Source organism: Streptomyces sp. NPDC096136 (assembly GCF_044763325.1).
Taxonomy (GTDB): Bacteria; Actinomycetota; Actinomycetes; order Streptomycetales; family Streptomycetaceae; genus Streptomyces.
The window spans coordinates 238698-259321 of the sequence record NZ_JBIWFZ010000006.1 but is presented as its reverse complement, the minus strand read 5'-3'; the positions used below and the strand labels follow the sequence as shown (position 1 = coordinate 259321).

The 20624-nt window shown below is 73.4% G+C and carries 15 protein-coding genes; 7 read left to right on the top strand and 8 right to left on the bottom strand.

Translation table 11 applies throughout. The features are described 5' to 3' along the window. Positions 1-39: 39 nt before the first annotated feature. The gene (locus ACIRBY_RS15675) at positions 40-1674 is read left to right on the top strand and encodes a C2 family cysteine protease (RefSeq protein WP_403900945.1); all 1635 of its coding nucleotides are present in this window, start codon (positions 40-42) and stop codon (positions 1672-1674) included. 4 nt (positions 1675-1678) lie between these two features. Continuing rightward, a complete protein-coding gene (locus tag ACIRBY_RS15670) occupies positions 1679-1930 on the top strand; it encodes a DUF6406 domain-containing protein (protein WP_403900944.1) in 252 nt (83 codons plus the stop codon). Between the two features lie 418 nt (positions 1931-2348). Here ACIRBY_RS15670 and ACIRBY_RS15665 read toward each other — a convergent pair whose 3' ends face one another. Further along, complete coding sequence (locus tag ACIRBY_RS15665) at positions 2349-3281, bottom strand: hypothetical protein (RefSeq protein WP_403900943.1); 933 nt, start codon at positions 3279-3281, stop codon at positions 2349-2351. 436 nt (positions 3282-3717) lie between these two features. Here ACIRBY_RS15665 and ACIRBY_RS15660 point away from each other — a divergent pair, with 436 nt between their 5' ends. Beyond that, positions 3718-3945: a hypothetical protein gene (locus tag ACIRBY_RS15660; protein WP_403900942.1), complete on the top strand. Its 228-nt coding sequence runs from the start codon at positions 3718-3720 to the stop codon at positions 3943-3945. A gap of 151 nt (positions 3946-4096) precedes the next feature. On the opposite strand, the gene ACIRBY_RS15655 is transcribed toward ACIRBY_RS15660, so the two are convergent. Next, positions 4097-8359: a hypothetical protein gene (locus ACIRBY_RS15655; protein WP_403900941.1), complete on the bottom strand. Its 4263-nt coding sequence runs from the start codon at positions 8357-8359 to the stop codon at positions 4097-4099. 272 nt (positions 8360-8631) lie between these two features. On the opposite strand from ACIRBY_RS15655, the gene ACIRBY_RS15650 reads away from it, so the two are divergent. After that, a complete protein-coding gene (locus ACIRBY_RS15650; protein WP_403900940.1) occupies positions 8632-8850 on the top strand; it encodes a hypothetical protein in 219 nt (72 codons plus the stop codon). Positions 8851-9342: 492 nt separating this feature from the next. Next, positions 9343-10683, top strand: coding sequence for an Ig-like domain-containing protein (locus ACIRBY_RS15645; RefSeq protein WP_403900939.1), 1341 nt, complete (start codon positions 9343-9345; stop codon positions 10681-10683). 371 nt (positions 10684-11054) lie between these two features. Here ACIRBY_RS15645 and ACIRBY_RS15640 read toward each other — a convergent pair whose 3' ends face one another. The 3 genes from ACIRBY_RS15640 to ACIRBY_RS15630 all read right to left on the bottom strand — a co-directional run bounded on the left by ACIRBY_RS15640 (position 11055) and on the right by ACIRBY_RS15630 (position 13469). Continuing rightward, positions 11055-11729 carry a pentapeptide repeat-containing protein gene (locus tag ACIRBY_RS15640; RefSeq protein WP_403900938.1) on the bottom strand — a complete coding sequence of 225 codons (675 nt, stop codon included), beginning with the start codon at positions 11727-11729 and terminating at the stop codon, positions 11055-11057. Positions 11730-12083: 354 nt separating this feature from the next. Beyond that, the gene (locus ACIRBY_RS15635; protein ID WP_403900937.1) at positions 12084-13076 is read right to left on the bottom strand and encodes a hypothetical protein; all 993 of its coding nucleotides are present in this window, start codon (positions 13074-13076) and stop codon (positions 12084-12086) included. 6 nt (positions 13077-13082) lie between these two features. Then, a complete protein-coding gene (locus ACIRBY_RS15630; protein ID WP_403900936.1) occupies positions 13083-13469 on the bottom strand; it encodes a hypothetical protein in 387 nt (128 codons plus the stop codon). A 185-nt stretch (positions 13470-13654) separates the two neighbouring features. Here ACIRBY_RS15630 and ACIRBY_RS15625 point away from each other — a divergent pair, with 185 nt between their 5' ends. Then, positions 13655-16687 carry a CHAT domain-containing protein gene (locus tag ACIRBY_RS15625; protein ID WP_403900935.1) on the top strand — a complete coding sequence of 1011 codons (3033 nt, stop codon included), beginning with the start codon at positions 13655-13657 and terminating at the stop codon, positions 16685-16687. 100 nt (positions 16688-16787) lie between these two features. Here the strand turns inward: ACIRBY_RS15625 and ACIRBY_RS15620 are convergent, their stop codons facing one another. Together ACIRBY_RS15620 and ACIRBY_RS15615 are read right to left on the bottom strand one after the other, a co-directional pair. Beyond that, on the bottom strand, positions 16788-17570 hold the full coding sequence (locus ACIRBY_RS15620; protein WP_403900934.1) for a hypothetical protein: 783 nt from the start codon (positions 17568-17570) through the stop codon (positions 16788-16790). An 86-nt stretch (positions 17571-17656) separates the two neighbouring features. After that, entirely contained in the window at positions 17657-17830 is a 174-nt protein-coding gene (locus ACIRBY_RS15615) for a hypothetical protein (protein ID WP_403900933.1), read from the bottom strand. A 176-nt stretch (positions 17831-18006) separates the two neighbouring features. On the opposite strand from ACIRBY_RS15615, the gene ACIRBY_RS15610 reads away from it, so the two are divergent. Next, complete coding sequence (locus ACIRBY_RS15610) at positions 18007-19848, top strand: transporter substrate-binding domain-containing protein (protein ID WP_403900932.1); 1842 nt, start codon at positions 18007-18009, stop codon at positions 19846-19848. A gap of 5 nt (positions 19849-19853) precedes the next feature. Here ACIRBY_RS15610 and ACIRBY_RS15605 read toward each other — a convergent pair whose 3' ends face one another. Continuing rightward, positions 19854-20468 (bottom strand): VanZ family protein, encoded by a 615-nt coding sequence (locus ACIRBY_RS15605; protein WP_403900931.1) that lies wholly within the window; start codon positions 20466-20468, stop codon positions 19854-19856. Positions 20469-20624: the final 156 nt, after the last annotated feature.

Genomic DNA, 20624 nt, shown 5'->3' with positions numbered 1-20624 from the left:
ACGTCGAGAATATGATCTTCGAATGTCACAGGGGGGAACATGGGCGAACTGCACTCTGCCGACCGCAGTACCGAGACCAAGGCAACGGAGGCTCTGCCAGAGCCCGATGTCCGTGACGGTGGTGACCTGCATGCCGAGCCGGTGGAGCCCGAGGACGCGCCGGACGACTTTCACGATACCGCCGCCCCTGCCGACGAGCAGCCTGAGATCCGGGCGGACGACGACGTCCCGGACGAGGTCGGGGCGGAGGACGACGGCATAGAGGGGCCGGACGAGGCCCATGAGCCCGCGGAACCGCAGGAGTTCTGGGAGCCCGAGGAACCAGCGGAACCTGCAGAACCGAAGGAGTCCTGGGAGCCCGAGGAACCAGCGGAACCTGCAGAACCGAAGGAGTCCTGGGAGCAAGGGGAGCCGGACCAGCCCGCGGGGCCCGCGGAACCGGAAGAGTTCCAGGAGCCCGGGGAACCGGAAGAGTTCCAGAGGTTCGCGGAACTGAGCGACTCCGAGGAGCCTGCGGACCCCGGAGAGTCGGGCGAGCTCGAGAATCTGCGGAACCCTGACTCCGTCGAGCCCGCCGACCGGTCCGGCGCTTCCGGCGAACCGGAACAGCCCCACGCCCGTGGGGCCTCCGACGTGCTCGCGGACGCCGCCGAGGAGCGGAGCGGGGACGAGCAGCAAGACACGGTCTCCGGGGCAGCTGACGACGGCCCGCCCCCCGAGGGTGCGCCCCTGGGGGACATCTACTCGAAGCTGCGTGACGCCGTACTCACGCCGCGCGAGCCGGCCGAGGGTTCCCTCGACCTGTACGCCACGGTGGACCGGCCGGCGTACAACGCCGTGGAGATCCCTGAGTACGGTGTGCGTCTCTACCAGTACGGCACGCCTCTCGATCGCTCCGACGGCGGGCGCATCCCCCTGTTCGACGGCCCGCCCGCGCGCGAGCAGACCATGCAGGGGAGCCTCGGCGACTGCGGGGTGATCGCCACCATGGGTGCCGTTGCCGGGCACCTTCCGGAGGCGATCTCGAATGCCGTCAAGGAGAATGCCGACGGCACCTACGAGGTGACTTTCCATCAGGTGAAGAAGACCGCTCCCGGCGACTGGACTCCCTACGAACCAACGGGTTCGCTCACCGTTCTCACCGTCACTCCGGATCTGGTCGTGAAGTACGACGATACGCAGAGGCCCGCCTACGCAAAGGTGCAGGGAGGGGCTGCCTGGCCCGCGATCCTGGAGAAGGCCTTCGCGGGGGTCGACCAGACCTGGGAGGAGGGCAAGCTGGGGGATGCGTCCGGCTACCAACGGCTCAATCTGGGCACGAAGGCGGACAACCGGGCCGTGATGCTGGCTCAGCTCACCGGCCGCCCGGCGTACACCGAGGACGTCCCCAGCCAGTACGACATGAACGGCGTGAGCCCGGACCGCCAGCTGCTGGCCGCGTTCCGGGAGAAGCTGGACGCGAACTGCCCGATCCTGATGGGGACGAAGGACGTGAAGAGTACGGAGGAGCCGCTCGGCCACGACCTCGTGGCGGCTCATGTCTACGAGGTGACCGGCGTGGACGACCGGGGGCGCATCCACCTGCGCAACCCACACAACAAGAACCAGCCGGAACCGCTCACGGCCCGGCAATTCAGAGACATCTCCGCCGGTCGCTACACGACGATAGGATAAGGAAATGATCAACGAAGTAAGGCTCTGGCACGGAACCTCCGGAGAGTCGGACAACGGCTGGTTCGCGGTGATCTACGTCTACGCTCCGCCCGGTGGACCACTCACGGTCCGCCTCGTCGTCGACGCCGCCGGGGAGCAGAAGTACACCCTGGGCGTCGGAGACACCTTCCCCGTGCTCAACGAGACCTGGATGCTTGACCGCGTCGACAACCCGGAGAGCGACGACTGGGTCGTCATCCTGCGCAAGGCCCATTGACGCCCGCTGGCAGAACACCGGCTGGAGCGCGGCAACGGCGCGGTCGAGTCGGTTGGTCGCCTGCCCGGGGTGCTCAGGGATCCGGTCCCCCTGTCCTCGCCGTGGAACTCGCCGACATCGCCGAGCAGGCGCGCGCGAACAGCCGAAGCTCGCCGGACCGGGTACCCCCGGCAGCCTCGCCGTCATCGAGTCGCTCCCGACGGCCTGGCCCCCGGCGTGATCGCCTGGCGGGCGGGCGGTGTTCCCCCGCCCGCGTGGGCGAGTCCGCGGCACGCGGACCAGGAGGACAGCGATCTCACCTCACGATCCGGTGGCAGGACGGGGGGAGGGTGCGCCCGAGAACGTCGTACCGGAAGGCGTGGGTGGCGACCGCCCGGAGCGTGGGCAGCTGCCCGTGGACCCCTGGTGCCGGAGCCGCTCACATCAGGGGAGGGAAGCCGCACATGTGCTCGTACCCCTCGTCCGGGGCGGCGGCGGGGGCGTTCCTCACGTCGCGCACGACCATGAGGATGAGTCCGGTCATGAGCAGGACGACTCCGCTGCCGAGGCACCACCAGCCGGCGGTTGTCGGGCGGGCGTCCGCCACGGGGCTGCCGGTGTGCAGGAAGAGCCCGCCGAGCATGAGCAGCATGCCGGCCGCGACGGCGCCGGTGGATGCCCGCTTCAGCCCGTCGGCGCCGTCCGTCGGATCCGGTGCCACCTGGGTTGCCACCGACTGCGCCACCGGGTTGCCGTGCCGGGTTGCGCCCCCGGCAACCTGGGTCCGGCCTGCGGTTGCGCTCCCCTCCTGTGGGACGGGGTGGCGGTCGAGGACCTGGCCGACGGCCTGCAGCGCGGGGGCGCGCACCGCGTCGTCGGCGTCGTCGTCCTGACCGGCTTCGGCTGCCGCGAGTTCCACCTGGAGGCCCACCAGGTCCTCGCTCAGCCGGGAGGACTCGACGCGGAGCCGGTCGCGTTCCTGCCGCAGGGCCGTCGCCTCGGCGGCCGAGTCCTCCAGCAGGCCGCGGAAGGCCCGGATCTTGTCCTCGTGTGCGAGCAGGTCCCGGAGCAGTCGTGATTCCTCCTCTTCCCGGGCGCGCAACTGCTCCTCGTGTTCGGCTCGCGCCCGGTCGAGCCGGGCGTCCCGCTGCTCCTGGAGCAGGGCGTTCAGGCGGGCGGTCTCCTCCTGATGGTGCTGCCGCTGTGCGCGGAGCCGGTCCTCGGCGGTGGCGAGGGCCCGGCTCGTCGTCTCGTGCCGGGCCAGGAGGTCGTCGTAGTCGGCCTGTCGGCGGCGGTGCTCGCCGAGGGCGTCCTCCAGCCGGGCCTGGACCCGGTCGTGGAGGAGGACGGTCTCCTCGTAGGCGTCGGCCATCACCAGGCGTTCGGCGAACGCAGAGCTGGACGATCGCCTCGACGGTGGAACGGTGGGGAAGCCGTTCCCCCGACAGGTTCTTCGACAGGGCCGAGGCGCTCAGCGCCACACCTGGGGCGACGTGTTTGCCGGTCAGGTCCGCGGCCCCGATCAGGGACCGCAGGTGCTCGACGGGCGCCAGCTTGTGCGGCCGGTTCCTGAAGACCTCCGGTTTCAGCGGATTCAGCGCTCGACGGGCCGGCCGCGCCTCCCCACCTTCGGTTCCTTCACTGCCGGGTTCCCTCCTCGGCAACACCCGTCATGCCCGTTCTCCCAGTTGACAGTTGCGGAAAGAAGATCGTTTCCCTTGGCGCACCCGCTGCGGCCACGTGACGCTCGAAACACACCCCCGTGGGGCTGACGTCCTGCGACCTTCCATGTACTGAGGAGAACCATCGTGCCGATCCGTCGTGCCCCGCGTGGCAGCTTTCCCGTAGAGCTCGTCGTGTTCCTGGCGATCCTGGCCACCGGCGTCGTCCTCGTCCTCGTCGGCCACGTCTCCCCCGAGGCCCTCGCCGGCTACGCCTCGGCCCTCGGCGGCCTCTACGCGGCCTGGCGCCACCGCCCCCGGGGCGAAGAGCCCCGGCGGACTCCTCCCGAGGCCCCGCCCGCAACCGGGCGGTAGACAGCGGCGCCCGGCCCCCGAGCGAAGCGGGGTGTGCGCCGTCTGGGGGCGAAGGACGGGAAGAGCGCCTGCGGCATGGCCGCGGCCGCGGTGACGGCCACGGTCGCCGTGGTGGAGCCGGGCGCGGGCGGTACGGGTCCCGAACGCGGCCTCACGCCCCCGCGGGGAGCAGGACGGCAGGCCACAGCCGTTCCTCCAGCGGGGTCCTGCGGTGGCGGACCGCGGCGTCGCGGAGCCCGGCCATCGCCACCTCGCGGTAGGGGCTCGTCGCGAGTTCCCGGGCGGCGTCGGCCCGTACGTCCTCGTCACGTCGGCGGGCGGCGGCCGTGTCGAGGGCCTTCTGGAGCATCACCTGGGGGCCGTCGGCCAGACCTCCGATCAGCCTCAGCCAGTCCTCGCGGTCGGCGGTCGAGGCCAGCCGGGTCAGCGGCTTCTGCCACTTCCAGCCCAGGCGGGTGACGTGGTGGGGGTCGGTCAGACCGGAGCCGGCCGTCCGGCGGGCCACCTCCAGCGCCACCTCGACGGCCTGGCCGGGGTCGGAGTCGCAGAGGCGTTCGGTCAGGAAGCCGGCCCCCGAGTCGTGGATCGCCGCCGTGTCGGTGGAGAGCCGGACCCGGTCGGCCACGGTGCCGATCGCCGCGGCGATGGCGTCCCGAGTGGTCAGCGGTGCGAAACGGCAGCGGAGGAGCGAGCGGAGGAGGGCCAGCTCCCCGGTCGAGGTGTCCGGGACGACCGCCGAGGCCAGGGCCCCTTCCAGCTCCTCCCAGCCGGGCTCGCCGCCGACCGCCGCCAGCGGGGAGACGTCGTGGCCGTTCCAGTGCCGCAGGACCTGGCACGCCGTGGACCACTGCCGGTTGCGTACCTTCGCGACCAGCCGGGCCTGCGCGGCGAGCGAGGGCCGGTCGGCGGCGCCCAGGCGGACCACGTCGCCCCACAGGCGCAGCGCCGCCAGCTTGGCGGTCGGGTCGGGACACGGGCCGGTGTCCCACAGGGCGGCACACCAGTCGGCCAGTTCCGGCCCGAATCGGTCGAACAGCGCGCGGGCCGCGGCGGCGGCCGGACCGGGCTGCTCCACCGTGCGCTTCGCGAGGGCGGCCAACCAGGGGACGTCGGCGGTCGGTACCCGCCGGCGCAGCGCCTCCGGGAGCAGCCGGTGGGCCTCGGGGGCGTGGTCGGCGAGGGCCGCATGGATCACCCCGTTCATGGTGTCGCGGTCGCGGGGGCCGTGGTACGGCCTTCCGCCCCGGAAGGCCGGCCACTTGTTGCGGCCTTGGGCCAGTTGCTCGTGCCGGAGCCCCTCGAGGGTGCGCCAGCGCTCCAGGGCGACGACCGCCCGGGAGTGGCCGGATGCCGCCAGGGGGACGAGGAGTTTGGCTGCGCCGTCGAGTGCCAGGAAGGTGGCGTCCATCCTGTCCTCCCCCCACCGGCCGCCCGTCCGCCTCCAGGGCACGATGTCCGACAGCCGGGCCGGCGGCAGCAGGGACAAGCCGGTGACCGCGAACCGCAGGGCCGGGGATCCCGTACGGCGGCCCCGGCCCCGGTCGAGGCGGGGGTCGAAGACCTCCAGCCGGGCGGCGCACCAGGTGGCGGCCGCCCTCGTCCCGGGGGCGTCGGCGGGCTCGCGGAGCAGGGGCGGCAGCAGGAAGGCGGCGACGGTGTCCACGGTGTCGCGGCCCCGGCACAGCGCCACGGTCTCCTCCAGGAGCTCGGGCACTCCGTCGGTCGCCTCGCGCAGCAGCGTGCCGACCTGCCCCAGAACCGCCCTCAGCCGGGAGTTCGGGACGTCGAACGGGTTCCCTCCCTCCGCCGCCAGATCACGGATCACGTCTCCCGGCGGCGTGGTGGGCGTGGCGAGCGAGGCGGCGAACCAGTGGGCGTCCAGCGCCGCCTGGGCCCGCCTCCACTCCTCCACGGGCGTACGGGCCTCCCAGGTGGCGCCGCCCTCCTCCTGCTCGTCGTCGGCTCCGGCCGGGAGGGCCTTGTCGGTGCCGAGCCGCTGGGCGATCCGGGCCGCGACCGGGAACAGCGCGTCCCACTCCGGGTCCCCGGCCCGCCGGTGGATGACGGCCACGCAGTGGAGGGCCTGGGCGCGCGAGCGATGCCGCTCGGCGAGCGCGAGCAGTTCCCGCATGCGTTCGGCCGTCCACTCGCTGCGGTGCTCGGCGAGGGCGTCGACCAGCCGCACCGCCTGGTTGCCGTGGCTGCTCGCGCTGTTGGAGCTCCGGCTGACCAGCCACGACCACAGGCAGTGTTCGCCTCCGCAGCCGGTCGGGGCGGCGTCCCGCGGGTCCGGCTCACGGGTCAGGCAGCGCGCGTGGTCCTCGCACAGCTGGCGCAGGAACGTCCAGACGGCCGCCGCGGTCCTCCGGTCGAGCCGCCCGAACCTGCACAGCACGTCCAGGACGCGCCACTGCATGCGCGTGCTGTGCCTGAGGACGACGCCCAGGTCCTCGGCCACCCGCTCGGGGTTCATGTGCTTGCGCGTCGGCAGCAGGGCCAGCACCTCGCGCAGCATCGCCGGTGAGGCCTTCTCCCGTAGGTACCGGTGGAACACGGCACGGACGTCGCCGTACAGGTCGTCCGGGAGCAGCGCGCAGGCCCGTACGGCGATCACCTGGAGGTCGACGTCCTCGCTCCCGAGGAGTTCCGCGAGCAGCTCCTCCGCGTCGTCCCGTGCCCGGCCGTCCGCGCGCATCCCCTGGACCAGGGCCTGTTCGGCGACCACGGCGCGCAGGTAGTCGTCCGGATGCGCCGCCAGGTGCCGGCCCAGCGCCCCGTAGTACGACTGCTTCTTCTCCGCGGCGAGCCGCACCAGGCAGCGGGCCGCCGCGTACTCGAAGAGGGTCTGGTGGAAGAAGTGGACGCTCGGGCGGCGGCCGGCCGTGCCCGCGACCACGCTGCGCCGGTCGAGCTGTGTCAGCTGCTCGAGCGGATCGCCGTCGCCGGCCTGCGGGTTCGCCCCGGCCATGCGGCCGACCGCGTCCGCCACGGGCAGGGCCACGGCTCCGTCGTGCAGCATGAGGCGGGCGAGGGACTGGGCGGGCCAGGACAGGTCCGGCGACTGCGGCAGCGCGTGGCCGGCGGCTCCGTGGCGGCCGTCCTCGCTGACGCGTCGCTCCCAGTAGCGTTCGTACAGCCCCGCCGCGTCGATTTCGGGAGCCGGCGACCGGGGTGCGTACACCTCGAAGAGCATGCGCAGCGTCAGGGGCCGGGCGACCACCTCACGGATGGGCAGCCCGCGCACCGCGGCCTCCAGCAGGTCGGCCACCGCCTTCGCCCGGGCGGCGGGGGTGGCCGCGGGCAGGTAGTGCAGGCAGTACGTGGACAGCGCGCGCTCCAGCTCCTCGCCGCTGCGGAAGTCGCCCGTGTGGAAGACGACGTCGGACGGCGTCCTGCCCAGGAGGTCGTGGAGGGCGGCGCTGTCGCGCGTGCGGCAGGTCAGGGCGAGCGGCACGCCCCGCTCCTGGCAGAAGGCGACCGCCCGGCGCAGTACGGTGCGGCCGCCGGCGGCGTGCAGGAGCAGGTCCGCGGTGTCTAGCAGTGCGATGCAGCCGGGTTTCGGGCTGAGTTCGAAGGACTCCAGCAGTTGCTCGCCCTCGCCCGGCGTGAGCAGTTGCTCCGCTCTCAGCAGGACCGGCCGGAGTTCCGCGCCCGCGCGGAGTTCGTCCGAGGGGGGCCCGGTGCGCGTCCCGGCGAGCGGGGCCGCGGCACGGCGGCCGTCGAGGAGTCCGGCCAGGTACCACAGGAGGCTCGACTTGCCGGTGCCCGCCTCGCCCAGCACCACCTGGACGGGCTGGCCCGGGCCGCCGGCCAGGGCCTGCTGCTGCAGGACGCGCGCCAGACGCTCCTCGGTACCGCGGCGCACGTACACGTCCCGCAGGGATACGGGCGGGGCGTCCGCGGAACCGTGGTCGAGGACCAGCATGTCCTGACGGGCCCGCTCGCTGATCTCGTCGACCAGCTGCCGGTGCGCGCTGCCGCCGTCGCCGGCCTGTCGGGCGGCGAACTGCCACAGCCGGCGTGCGGCCTTCTCCAGCCCGAGCCGGAGCCCGGAGGGGAGCGCGTACTCGGGCTCACCGAGGCGTGCCAGTGCCTCGACGACCCGCTGCCGGTCCTGGGTGATCGGCCTTTCCAGACAGACGTCGGCCCGCAGCCGCTGGAACGTCGGCCACTGGAACCTCGTGTACCGGTCGGGTGCGGTACTCGCCCCGGCCCGCCGGTCGCGCTCCATCTGGCGGGCGATCCGCGCGTGGACGTGCCGCCACAGGGGGGAGTCCGCCGGCCGCTCGCGCGTCTCGCCGGAGCGGGGCAGCGGCCGTCCGGACTCCCGTCGGTCCTCGAGGTCGTAGAGCAGGCACAGGGCCCGGTGCAGGTACGCCCGTACTTCCCGCGCGACGGCTTCCTCGGCGGCCATCGGCCCCTCCCCACTGACGGATCGGCAGGCCGCTCAGCGTAGGGCACCCGGCCCGGTCCCGTAGCCGTCCCGGTCGGGCCGCGCAGCGGCGAGACCTCGCGGGAGTCCTGCACGAACCGCCTGTGACCTGCGGTTCCACATCCCTTCTCACCGGATCCCACGAGGGAGTTCGGGAGCCCCACCGCACCGGACGAGGCTGATCGCGCACGCCGGCAATCCCGGGGTGCGGGCCCGCACCTCGCCGTCTCGAGAATCGGTGAGGTCACCACACCATGCGCCATGTCCGTTCCGTCATCGACACCTGCATCGACCACGCACTGCACACCACGGGCGCCGTCCTCTCATGGCACCCGGGCCCCGAGGTCCGCTTCCTGGGCCAGGTCGTCCACGACCTGGCCTCGAGCCAAGCGGTGCGCCTGTGGGTACGCACGGCCACCCGCGTGTACGGGACCCGTCTCACGGCCCGGCTGAGCCGCGGCGACGACCGGTAGCCCCACACCAGCCCGCCCCGGCCTGCGCTGTGCGGCGTGCCGACCGGGGGCAACGGTGGGTCGGCACCGGACTCATGGGGGAGGACCGTCTCGCCGTACTCGAGGCCGCACGCGCCCGACCGGTACGGCTCGGCGCGGTACACGTGCGCACGCTTTACGGAGGCAATGATGCGTGCATCCCGATGCCGGACACCGAGGGCAACGAGTTCAGTGTCGACTGGGCACAGGACCACAAGCGGTGGTACGGAGCCCGTTCCGGGGCGGTCTCCGCGGTCCGTTCAGCGGCCGAGTGGTCACTGACCTGCACGCACCTCCTCGGCCGAACGAGTGCCTGCAGGGCGCGGCGCTGGAGGACCCGAGGAGGCCGTGGTGACGATGTGCGGCGGCGGGCCTGTCCGAGGCCCGCGCAGCAGCCACGAGGAGGAAGCGCACATGGCCCGTTCGCACGGTTCTGCCATCCCGCGTCGCACCCGGACCCGGTCGTGTCCTCGCATGCTGGCGGCCACGGTGCTGACCACCGGGATGTCCTTCGCTCTCGTGCCGCTCGGGGCCGGTTCCGCCGCGGCTCAGGGCTGTGTGCAGACGGGCAACCAGGTGGTGTGCACGTACGACTACACCGGGGCGGCCCAGACCTTCACCGTGCCCAGCGGGGTGACGCAGGTGTCTGTGGATGCCCGGGGCGCTTCCGGTGGCGCGGCGGCCGGCGATCCCAACCCCGGGGGCGGCGGGGGCGCCGGTGCCGAGGTCGTGGGTACGCTCATCGTCACACCGGGCCAGACCTTGCAGATCAACGTCGGTGGCGCGGGCGGGGCCGGTACGGAGGGAGCTCCCGGCAGCGGGGGTTTCAACGGTGGCGGCACCGGCGGGTCCTCGGACTCCGTCTACGGGGGAGGCGGCGGGGGTTCGTCGGACGTCCGGTCCGGCGCCCTGGACCTGGCCTCCCGGCTGGTGACGGCCGGCGGCGGCGGGGGCGGCGGCGCGACCGACGAGCTCGCCGGCGGCAGCGGCGGTGCGGGCGGCCCATCCGGAGCGACGGGGGCCAACGGGACGGGCGGTGCCAACACCACCGGCGGCCGGGGCGGGGGCGGCGCGACTCCCACCGTCCCGGGCGTGGGCGGAACCGGAGGCACAGGGGCCGACAACAACGGCGGCAGCGGCCAGCCCGGTGTGCTGGGCACAGGAGGACTCGGCGGCACGGGCCGCACCGGCGACGCCGGCGGCATCACCGGCGGCGGGGGCGGTGGCGGTGGCGTGTACGGCGGTGGCGGCGGAGGTGGCGGGGGCATCACCGACGTGGAGTTCTCGGGTGCGGGCGGCGGTGGCGGCGGTTCGAGTGCCGGGCCCGTCGGCAGCACCTTCACCACCGGAGCCAACACCGGAAACGGCCTGGTGACCCTCACCTACACGCTGCCCGGCACCGTCATCACCTACCTGGAGTCGCACCCGAACCCCTCCCAGCCGGGCAAGCGGGTCGACCTGACGGACCTCGTCTGCCCCTCCACCGTCGGAACGGGCGTACCCCGGCCGACCGGCACCGTCGCCTTCGGCGTCGACGGCACGCCCGTGGGCACGGCCCAGCTGACGCCCGGAGCGGGCAACTGCGGCACGGCCACCGTGCCCGTGAACGACCTGGCCCCCGGGACCCACCTCGTCACGGCCGTGTACTCCGGTGACGCCAACTACCAGTCCAACCGCGACAACCCCGAAACCCTCATCCACAAGGTCAAGAAACACAAGAAGGACGGTGTGCCCCACACGTGGCCGTGGAACGGCCACGACGGACCCTGCCGTGCCGGCTCGGGCAACGGCGTCGGTGGTGAATGTGCCCGCTGAGGCGGCGGCCGGCCGCGTGGCCGCAGTGTGCGCGCCGCCCCCCTGACAGGGTGCGACGTGCCGCCCGGGCGGCCCACGGGCAACTGCGTCGACCTGTCGCGCCACGTCCTGACCGCACCGTACTCGGGCGCATGGCTGGACGAGGCCGGCAACCTCATCGACGCGGCGGCCCTGCGCCAGGCCGGGGCCGCCGACGGCACGTGGGGGAAGGCTTCACTGCGCCGCTCGCTCGGGCCGACGGCGAGTCGACCGCGCCGGGTTCGTAGGCGCTCTCGTCCTCGCGGGTGGTGCGGACGGCGGCGACCTCGCAGCGGGCGCGGAGCGCGGCCCGGTCGCCGTACGCGATGTGCAGGGGCACGGAGGCCTGCCGGTCAGTCGTCTGCCAGGGTGATGTCGAGGTCGGCCACGAGGGCCTCGGCGAGATCGGCCTGCTGGGCGGGGTTGATGAGGATCTTCGAGAGGTTGGCGACGCCGCGGATGCGTGAGAGGTCGTTGCCGCGCAGGTCCAGGTCCCGGTACCGGCCGGCGCCGAACTCGGTGAGGCGCAAGGTGCACTCGGAGAACACGGCGTCGGTCAGGTCGCAGTCGGTGAACGTGGCCTCGGTGAAAGCGCAGCCGGTGAAGGCGACGGGACCGGTGGCGCGGACCTTCTCGAAGGTGGCGTAGTCGAACCTGCAGTTCTCGAAGAGGACGTCATCGAGCACCAGGCCGTCCAGGGCGGCGCCCATCAGCCTGCAGTCGCGGATGTGGACGCGGGTCAGCTTGCTCTCGGTCCAGCGGGCCGTTCCGAGGTCGCTGCCGGTGATCTCCACACGGTGCAGGTCGACGGCCTCGAACTCCGCCCGTTTGGCATGGAGGCCGGCGATGCGGCCCGTGATGAGCCGCGCGTCCGAGAGGTCGAGCGAGCGCAGGTCCGCCTGCCCGTACGTGAAGTCCCGGACGGTGCCTCGGGGGCTGTCGAGGGTGTCGACGCGGGAGAGGGAGAGGCCGAGGTCGTCGAGTTCGGGCAGGGTGATGGTGGCGTGGCCGAAGGTGCGAGTGGACATGTGGTGCTCCTTGATCGTGACGCAGGGGCGGCCGCGCGCTGTGGCAGGACCGCCCCGCCCGCGTGGCTGCTTGCTCCTGCTCCAGAGGTTCCCCCGAGCACGACGGCCGGTCCGACGGCACCAGGACCGGTACTGCACCAGCTCCAAGATCGCCCTGCTCGAAGGAGTGACACGGCACGCCCCGGTTGGCGGCGTGGGCGCCCCCGCAGGAAGCGAACGCGGTGCAGGTGGCGCGGCAGGCGTCGATGCCTTGCCGGACGCCCTCGAACGACGTCGGGTCCGGCGGTGCCGAGAAGAGCGGCGAGCCGGCTTCGGTGGCCTGAGGGGCGCCCCCAGGCCCCCCTTCCGCATGCGTTACCGGCGGGAGCGTGGAATTCCTTGTGTTGCTCCTCCGGCCGGCGTCGGGTCCGCCGGGGTCACCGGGGAGGTCGCGAGCAGACGGGTGAGGGCGTCGCCGACGGCTTGGGTGAGCGTTGCGGGGACATCGAGCCCGAGGCTGCGGGCGAGCTCGGCGGCGTGCACGCGGACGGCGGCCTCCACGAGCAGCGCGTACGTCTCGGTGGCGGCGCGGGTGCGGATCCGGCCGATGACGGCGAGCACGGCGGCGACCGGCGCGGCGGGCCACCACCACACGCTGAGCGGCAGATAGAACAGTGCCCAGGCGTACAGGCCGGTGGCGCGCGTGAGCGCCTGCCGGGCGTCGGTGATCTCGGTGCGCGCGGTGTCCGGGAGCATCAGCCACAGAGCGGGCCAGACGGTGGCGAGGTCGAGGTGGTGGTCACGGTCCAGCCGGACGGCGGCGGCGTGGATGCGGTCCCCGCTCCAGGTGGGCCGGACAGGGCGCTCGGCGGCGATGCGGTCCATGGCCCGGCGGGCGGCGTCCAGGGCCGCGGCGTCGGGCTGGGGCCTGCGCTCGTTGCGCACTGCGGCGCCGATGGTCGCGCCCAGCCCCTGCCGCACGACGCCTGCGGCAGCGTCCCAGCGCACTTGCCGACGGGCGACCCGGCGGCCGGCGAGCCGGCGCAGCGGCGACGGCCAGGCGAGCCAGTCGGCGGCGAGGTACACCCGTTCCACCGTCGACCCGAGCGCATGGGCGGCCAGACCGACCACGGCCGAACCGGCCAGGACGGCGGCCAGCAGCACGACCTGACCGCCCAGGGTGTGCGCGGCGGGGGCCTTCGCCCAGGCATCCACCTGCACGGTCAGCTGACGGACGGCGAAGGCGTGGCGGTGCCCGAGGGTGTGCGCCGCGACGGCGACCGCGAGGTACAGCGCGCCGGGCAGCGCGAGCAGTGAGATCCAGCGCTCCGCCAGCTTGGAGCCGAGTGTGGACAGCAGATCGACCATCGTCCGCTACAGCCGGGTCCGACGCAGGCTCTGCCCCACGATCCCGCAACGGGGCAGAGGTGCCGTGTCCTGCGGCCACCACCACCGTGAGCAACGGGCCGTGGGACACAGGTAGACCGTATGACCGGCCCCGGCCGCGCTGGTCCCGGCCAGGCGAACGCTGCGGGAGCTGCCGTACACGCCTGCCGCGTCGCCGTCCGCCTGCAGGCGGGCGTGGAGGACGTCCAGCGGCCCGGACACGTCCCCGTCGGTGTGCAACGCCGCCGTCACCCGGTCCAGCGGCACGGCGTCGCCGGTGTCGAGCAGATCCTCGCGGATCTCCTCGACATGGGTACAGACGTAGGCCAGGGCGGCGCGTGTGCGCTCGGCTGCCCCGTCAGCGTCGTCGGCCATCGAACCCCCCAAGAGCCGGTCCATACGTCCCCGCGACGGGCCGGATCCCAGGGGAGGCGACGGGCGCGGCAGTGCCGACCGTATCGGCAAAACCCCTCTCCTGGTAGCCACTTGTACGACTACAGTCACCGAATGTGACGTGGCATCGACGACGAGCGCGACTGTTGGCAGGGCTTCGGTCAGGCGTGCGGCACCTGGCCACCGGCCCCGGCGCAGGCACCCGGGCGGTGGCCGCCGCCGCGGAGCTGACCGCCCGGGCGATCGCGTCCGGAGACCCCGGGGCGATCTCCCGTGCCGTGGTGGCGTGGGAATGCGTCCTGTCCGACCATCCCGAGCAGGTGGACCTGTACGCGGCGTCCGGCATGTCGGTCATGCTGTTCGCCCGCTACGAGTGCAACGGCGACGTCGCCGACCTGGACGACGCCGTCGACGTCGGCACGTGGGCGCTCGACACGTTCCCGTTGAGCGACCCGAACGCTCCCGGTCACCTGTCCAACCTGGCCAACACACTGCGGGTGAGGTTCGAACAGGCGGGACGGCGGGCGGACCTGGACGAAGCCGTCGATCTGGCCCGGAAGGCGGTGGAGCTCGCCGGCTCCGGGAGCCCCGAGCAAGGGGCCTACCTGACAAGCCTGGCGAATACGCTGCGGACCCGCTTCGAGCACTTCGGGAACAGGTCCGACCTGGACGCGGCCGTCGGGTTCGGACGCGACGCCATCCAGGCCGATGGCAGCGGACACCCGTTCCAGGGCATGCGCCTGTCCAACCAGTGCTTCTCACTGCGCCTGCGCTTCCTGCGCTTCGGGGACCCGGCCGATCTGGACGAAGCCGTCCGCCTCGGCCGCGAAGGAGTCCGCGTCACTCCCCTCGGCCACCCGAACCAGCGGATGTACCTGCACAACCTCGGGCTCGCGCTGCGCGTCCGCTTCAAGTCCGCCGGCGTGCGGGCGGACCTGGACGAGGCCGTCGACGCCGGCCGCCAGGCGGTTCGCGTGACTCCCGCCCACGACGTGTACCTCGCGCCCTACCAGTCCGGCCTCGGCAACGCCCTGCTGGCCCGCTTCGAGCGCTTCGGCGACCCGGCGGATCTGGAGGCGGCCGTGGGCGCCCACCGCGAGGCCCACCGCGCCACCCCTCTCCCCCACCCCGACCACGGCCTCTTCGCGAACGGCCTGGCGAACACGCTGGGCGAGCGCTTCCATCACGCCGCGAACGCCGCAGACCTCGACGAGGCCATCTCCCTGGGCCGGGAGGCCCTCCGGGGCATACCGGCCGACCATCCCGTCCGCGCCCTGCTCCAGAGCAATCTCGGGCGCCGCCTGGTGACGCGGTTCGCCCTGGACGCCCGCTACGCGGACGACCTCGTCGAGGCCGTCGACCGGTGTCAGGCAGCAGTCCGCTCCGCCCCGGCCGACCACCCCGGGCGCACGGCATTCCTCCTCAACCTGGGCCAAGCCCTCGAACACCGCTTCCACCACACGGCGAGCGAGGACGACCGCCGACGGGCGGTGTCCGCCTACACCTCCGCGTGGGAGGGCGAGCTCGGATCGCCGTCCGAACGCCTGGCCGCCGCCTGGCAGGCAGCCCAGCTGCTCGTGCGATCGCAGAGCGAGCAGGCGCGGGCGGCGGCACTGCTCGACGCCGCGGTTCTGCTCCTGCCCAAGCTGGCGCCGCGTCAACAGGACCGCACGGACCAGCAGCACGCCCTCAGTGACGTGGGCGGACTCGCCGCGGAGGCCGCCGCGCTCGCCCTGGCCCACACACCCGGAAACGAGGCCGATCGGGCCCTGCGCGCCCTCCAACTCCTGGAAACCGGGCGGGCAGTGATGCTGAGCCAGCGCATGGACGCGCGCAGCGACCTCGCCGACCTCCACCGGCAGCACCCCGCGCTGGCGGAGCGCTTCGTCGCCCAGCGCCGGCGACTCGACGACCCGGCCGACACCTCCGCCGTGGGAAACGACGCGACCCGGCAGACCCTCGACCGGCACCAGAGCGCAGCCGCGTTCGAGCGGACCCTGGAAGAGATCCGGGAGCTCGACGGCTTCGACTCCTTCGGCCGTCCCCCCACCACCGACGACCTCCTCACCCAGGCAGAGCACGGACCCGTCGTGGTCTTCAACACCGCGGCCCATCGCAGCGACGCCCTCCTGGTCACCGGGAGCGGCGTCTCCGCGGTACCCCTGCCCGCGCTCGACAGAGCCACCATCGGCGAGCACGTGATCGCCTTCCACCGGGCGCTCCAGATCGTGGAGACCGGCGAGCGAAGGGAACAGCGCAAGGCCCAGGCCACGCTGTCCCACACCCTGAAGTGGCTGTGGGACGCCGCGGTCGATCCGGTCCTCACCGCGCTGGGCCACGGGCCCCGGACGGCGCCCGAGGACCCCTGGCCCCGGGTGTGGTGGGCCCCCGGAGGACTGCTGGGCCTGCTGCCCGTCCACGCCGCCGGCCACCACCACACGGAGGACGCCGACACGCGCCAGGGGGACACCGCCCTCGACCGGGTCGTCTCCTCGTACACCCCCACCGTCCGGGTCCTGCGCCACACCCGTCAGCGGGCCACCCCCACCCTCCACGGCACTCGCGCCCTGGTGGTGGCCATGCCCACCACCCCCGGCCTCGGCGACGACCACGGCCAGCTCTTCCACGTCCCTGCCGAGACCGCGAAGGTGCAGCAGCACCTTCCCCACCACGTCCTGCTGCGCGAACCCGATCCCGGCACCGTCGCCACCACGCTGCTGCCCACGAAGGCGAACGTCCTGGCCCAGCTCCCCACCTGCGCCATCGCGCACTTCGCCTGCCACGGTGCCAGTCACCCCACCGACCCCTCCAGCAGCCGGCTCCTGCTCCACGACCACGCCCGCGACCCGCTCACCGTGGGCTCGCTCGGCCCGATCGACCTCCGCAACGCGCAGCTGGCGTACCTGTCGGCATGCCACACCGCCGCGATCGACGCCGCCGACCTGCTCGACGAGGCGATCCACCTGACCTCGGCGTTCCAGCTCGCGGGCTTCCCCCATGTGGTCGGCACGCTGTGGGCGATCGACGACGCGACCGCCGTGGACGTCGCGGACGCCTTCTACCGCCACATCCGGGCCGACACGGGCGCACTCGATACCGGCCGCGCCGCGCTCGCCCTCCACACGGCGGTGCGCGCGCTCCGCGACCGCCTCCCCCGGACCCCGTCCCTGTGGGCGGCCTACCTCCACGCTGGCGCCTGACCTCGACGCCTTCATCGCGCGGCGCACGGAACGCTGGGCCCGTCAGCCGAACGACGCGGGGCCCCGCCCCCGTGTCGGAGTGGCGGTGCCGGGCCGTCGTTCAGTTCATGGCGGCGCTGCGCGCGGCGAGGGTCGTTGTCGCGGCGTCGGGGAGTGTGGCGGGGTTGAGCAGGGTGGTGACGGCGAAGGTGTCGGCGTCGCTCCATGCGCAGACGGCCCGGTCACGGGCGGGCTGCGTCACGAGTCCGCAGATCAGCCCGCCGCCGTACTCGCCGGCGTCGAACGTGGTGGCGTCGTGTGCCCTCGCCCCGGCGATGAAGTTCCTGAACTCCTGGCGGATGGACATGCGCGCCTTCTCCGCCTTGAGCCCCGGGTTCGCCTCGGTCGTCCGGATCATGAGGATGAGGTCGGCTGTGTCGTCGGCGTTCTGATCGTAGAAGCCCGCCGACGTTCCTTCGGGAAGCGTCCCGCCCGCCAGCCACGCGGTCTTCGTCTGCTCGGCCGCGGCTCCGGTCATCAGCCGGAAGTCTGCGAAGGAACCCGGCACGGCCGCCTGTGGGCCGCCCGTGCTCGGAGTCGAGGTCCGCTCGGCGGATGATCGCGGCAGCGCCTCCGCGGCGCGCGGCTCGGGGTCGTAGCCGCGTACCGCCTGGACCACGGCCACCACCGCGATCAGGACCGTCGCCCCGACGACCAGCCGGCGGCGCTTCGCCGCCCGGCGCACGGTGTCGGAGTGGTCGCCGCCGGGGGGCGTCGACGGTGCGCGCCAGGAACGGGTGGCGCGCCAGAGCACCACGAGGGCGACGGCGAAGACGAGGGAGGACCCCAGCACCCGGCCGAGGGCGTAGCTCTGGGAGGTGGAATCGACGGCTGTGCTGATCACACGCTGGATCGTACGTGTGATCGATCTTCTCGGACATCACGATTCGGCTGCCGTGCCCTCGCCGCACAGGGCGGGGCGGTCGGTCGCTACTCGGCGGAGCTCCGGTCGCGATCGGGGGCGCGGTCGCTGCGGCGTGCGGTGCGTGCCGCGCGGAGCCTGCGGGCGGACCAGGCGGTGGCGGTGAGGAGGGCGGCCGAGGTGAGGTTGCCGAGTACGTCGTCGAGGAGGAAGTCGCGCAGGACGGTCCAGGTCGTGGTCATGGTCGGCTCCGGAGCGGAGGGGCAGCGGGAAGGGGGAGCGGGAATCCGGGGATTCGGGTCCGCTGCGACCGTGCCGACTGGTGTGATGTGTCCGGGCCCTGACGATGCGTCGGGGCTGGTCGACGAGGTGGGACGCCTGGACATGACCGGTCTGGGCTGGACAACCGGGGGTTCGGATGGCGCGGCAGAGGCGGTTCGTCCAGCGGCCGAGAGCCAGGGCGCTCGCGGAGTTCATCGTCCGCATCACGCGGCCGCGTGCGATCAAGGAGGTGCACGAGCTCATGGGCCGGCCGAGCCGGGCGACCTGGGCGACGTACATGAACGGCTCCGCGATCATCCCCCAGCGGACGCTCGGCGCCCTGGTGAAGGCCGTGACCCCTGTCGACGGCCACGCCCTCGCCGCACGCCTGCGGGAGGCGAACCGGCTCTGGAAGGCCGCTGACGAGGAGTCCCGGCACCCGCAGGGCGGCGACTCGGCCCTGGTCGACCTCCACGAGCGGCTCGCCAAAGCCGCGGAAGGCAGGTTCCGGGCCGAGCTGGCGGCCGAGAAGGCGAACGCGACCGTGGGCACCCTGCGGGACATGGGCGCCCTGCTGGGGGTGGTCATCGACTCCACGAGGGCGCAGCTGCGCATGGCCACGGACCGGGAGCGGGCCGGGCTGAAGCTGCGGCTCGCCGAGGCCCGGGTGCGTTCGGAGCGCATCGCCCGGGAACTGGACCGGGCGCAGTCCCGCCGTTACACGGCGGAGCAGGCCCGGCAGGCCCTGGCCACGGAGATGATCGCCGCCAGGGAGGAGCTCGCCCGGCTCCACCAGGACATCGCGCAGATCCCGGAGCCGGTTCTGCCGGACCACTCCCCCACGGCGCCGGTCGCGCTGCTTCCGGCACCGGAGGTGGTGATGGACGTCCTGGACGAGCGGTTGGCGGCCATCGCCGGCGAGCGCACCCGGGCCGAAGAGGAGGTGGCGGACCTCGCCGAACTGGCGCGGCTGGAGCCCGGCGCCGCCATGGCGGCGCCGCCGGACATCGTGGGCGAGGCCGTCGGGCCCGGGGGTCCGGGGTCCGCGCCACCTCCGGCCGGGGGGAGCCGGTTGTCCAGGACAACTCCGGACAACGAGCCGCCGGGAACTCCCGCCCCGCGGCGTCCCGCCGTCGTCGCCGCGTGCCTCGCCCTCGTGGTGGCGCTGGGGGTCTCGCTCGCCTGGGACCCGCCGCCGGCCGGGCCGTCCGCGCACGACCCCCTGAACGGGAGCGACGGGAACCCGCTGACCATCGGCGTCACGATCGACGCGCCCGGGCTGAGCACCCTGAGCGGGGGCGCCTCCCGCGGGTTCGAGACCTCCATGAGCGCCTGGCTCGCCCGCAACCTCGGATTCGGAAGCCAGAGCCCGCGGTTCGTGGCGCTGACCGCGGAGGAGCGGCTGGCGGCGCTGCAGCAGAGGCGGGTGGACGTGCTCGTCGCCCACGTCGAGATCACCGAGACGCGGAAGGGAGCGATGGATTTCGTCGGCCCCTACCTGCGGAGCTACCACGGGGTCCTCGTCCGGAAGGGGGACCAGGGCGTCTCCTCCTTCAAGGACCTGTCCCGCCGGAAGGTCTGCACGCGCGCGGGTTCCACCTCCCAGGAGGCCCTGCTCAACGAGAACGGCGCGCAGATCGAGAAGCGGCCCGGGCTCGCGGAATGCGTCGCCTCGCTCCGCGGCCACGAGGTGGACGCGGTCCTCGACTCCCAGGTGGAGCTGTACGGGTACACGGAGAAGTACGACGACGTCGAGGTGCCACCGGCGGTGACGGACGGCCGGCCGGCCGGCTTCTACGCCATCGCTCTCGCCAAGGGGACGCCCGTGGAGTCGTGCAGGAAGGTGTACCGCGCCCTGCAGGAGTACGTGCGCACCCGGTGGTCGGCGGACTTCAGCTCCAACCTGGGGAACGCGGTCAAGGCGTTCCCCACGACGTGGAACGCGTTCGCCCCGGCGGAAGGCGACATGAACCGCTCCTCCTCCTGCCCCGCGCCCTGAACCTCTCAACCCCGCCCCGTCGGCTCGCCCTTCGGGGCCGGCGGGAGGTCGGCGCGCCGGGTCGTGCGGTGCCACCAGTGGTGGCGGCGGGGGTGGACGGCGCGGCCCATCGGGCGGCCCAGGAGGAGGTAGCCGAGCAGCGCGCCCGCGGTGTTGAGCAGGACGTCGTCCACGTCGAAGGCGCGTCCGGTGACCAGGGCGCCCTGGATCAGCTCCACCAGGGTCATCACCGCCGCCGTCACCGCCACGACCCTCAGCAGCCCGCGTGCCGGGGGCAGGAGGACCGGGAGGAGGATGCCGAACGGCACGCCGAGCAGGACGTTCCCGCCGAGTTGCACGGCGGCCTCGCGGACGGACCCGTCGAGGTACGAGCCGATCGAGGCACCCGGGTGCGTGTTGCTGTGCACCAGCCCGGCCGAAGCCGCCGAGGGCTGCAGCGTGAGGCGCGCGAGAACGAGGCTGAAGAGCACCGTCGCGGCGAAGGCCGCCAGCATCGCGAGGGCCCGCACCCACGGCCGGACCGGCGGCCGGGGCACGGGGACGGGCTCCCGGACCCGTGCGGCCCGTGCGGTCGGCCTGTTCCTGCGCACCGCCGCGGCGAGTTTCCTGCGTACCTCCATGGAGCGCTCCCTCCGTCACCGGTTCGTACCGCGCGGACGCGTGTACCCCGCGGCGGGGAACGTAAGACTGCGAAGCACCCTCGGGGCCGCGCAGTCAGCACGGGCACGGCCGCTCAGGATCGCCTCGTCACCGGACACCGTCCCACGAACACCACG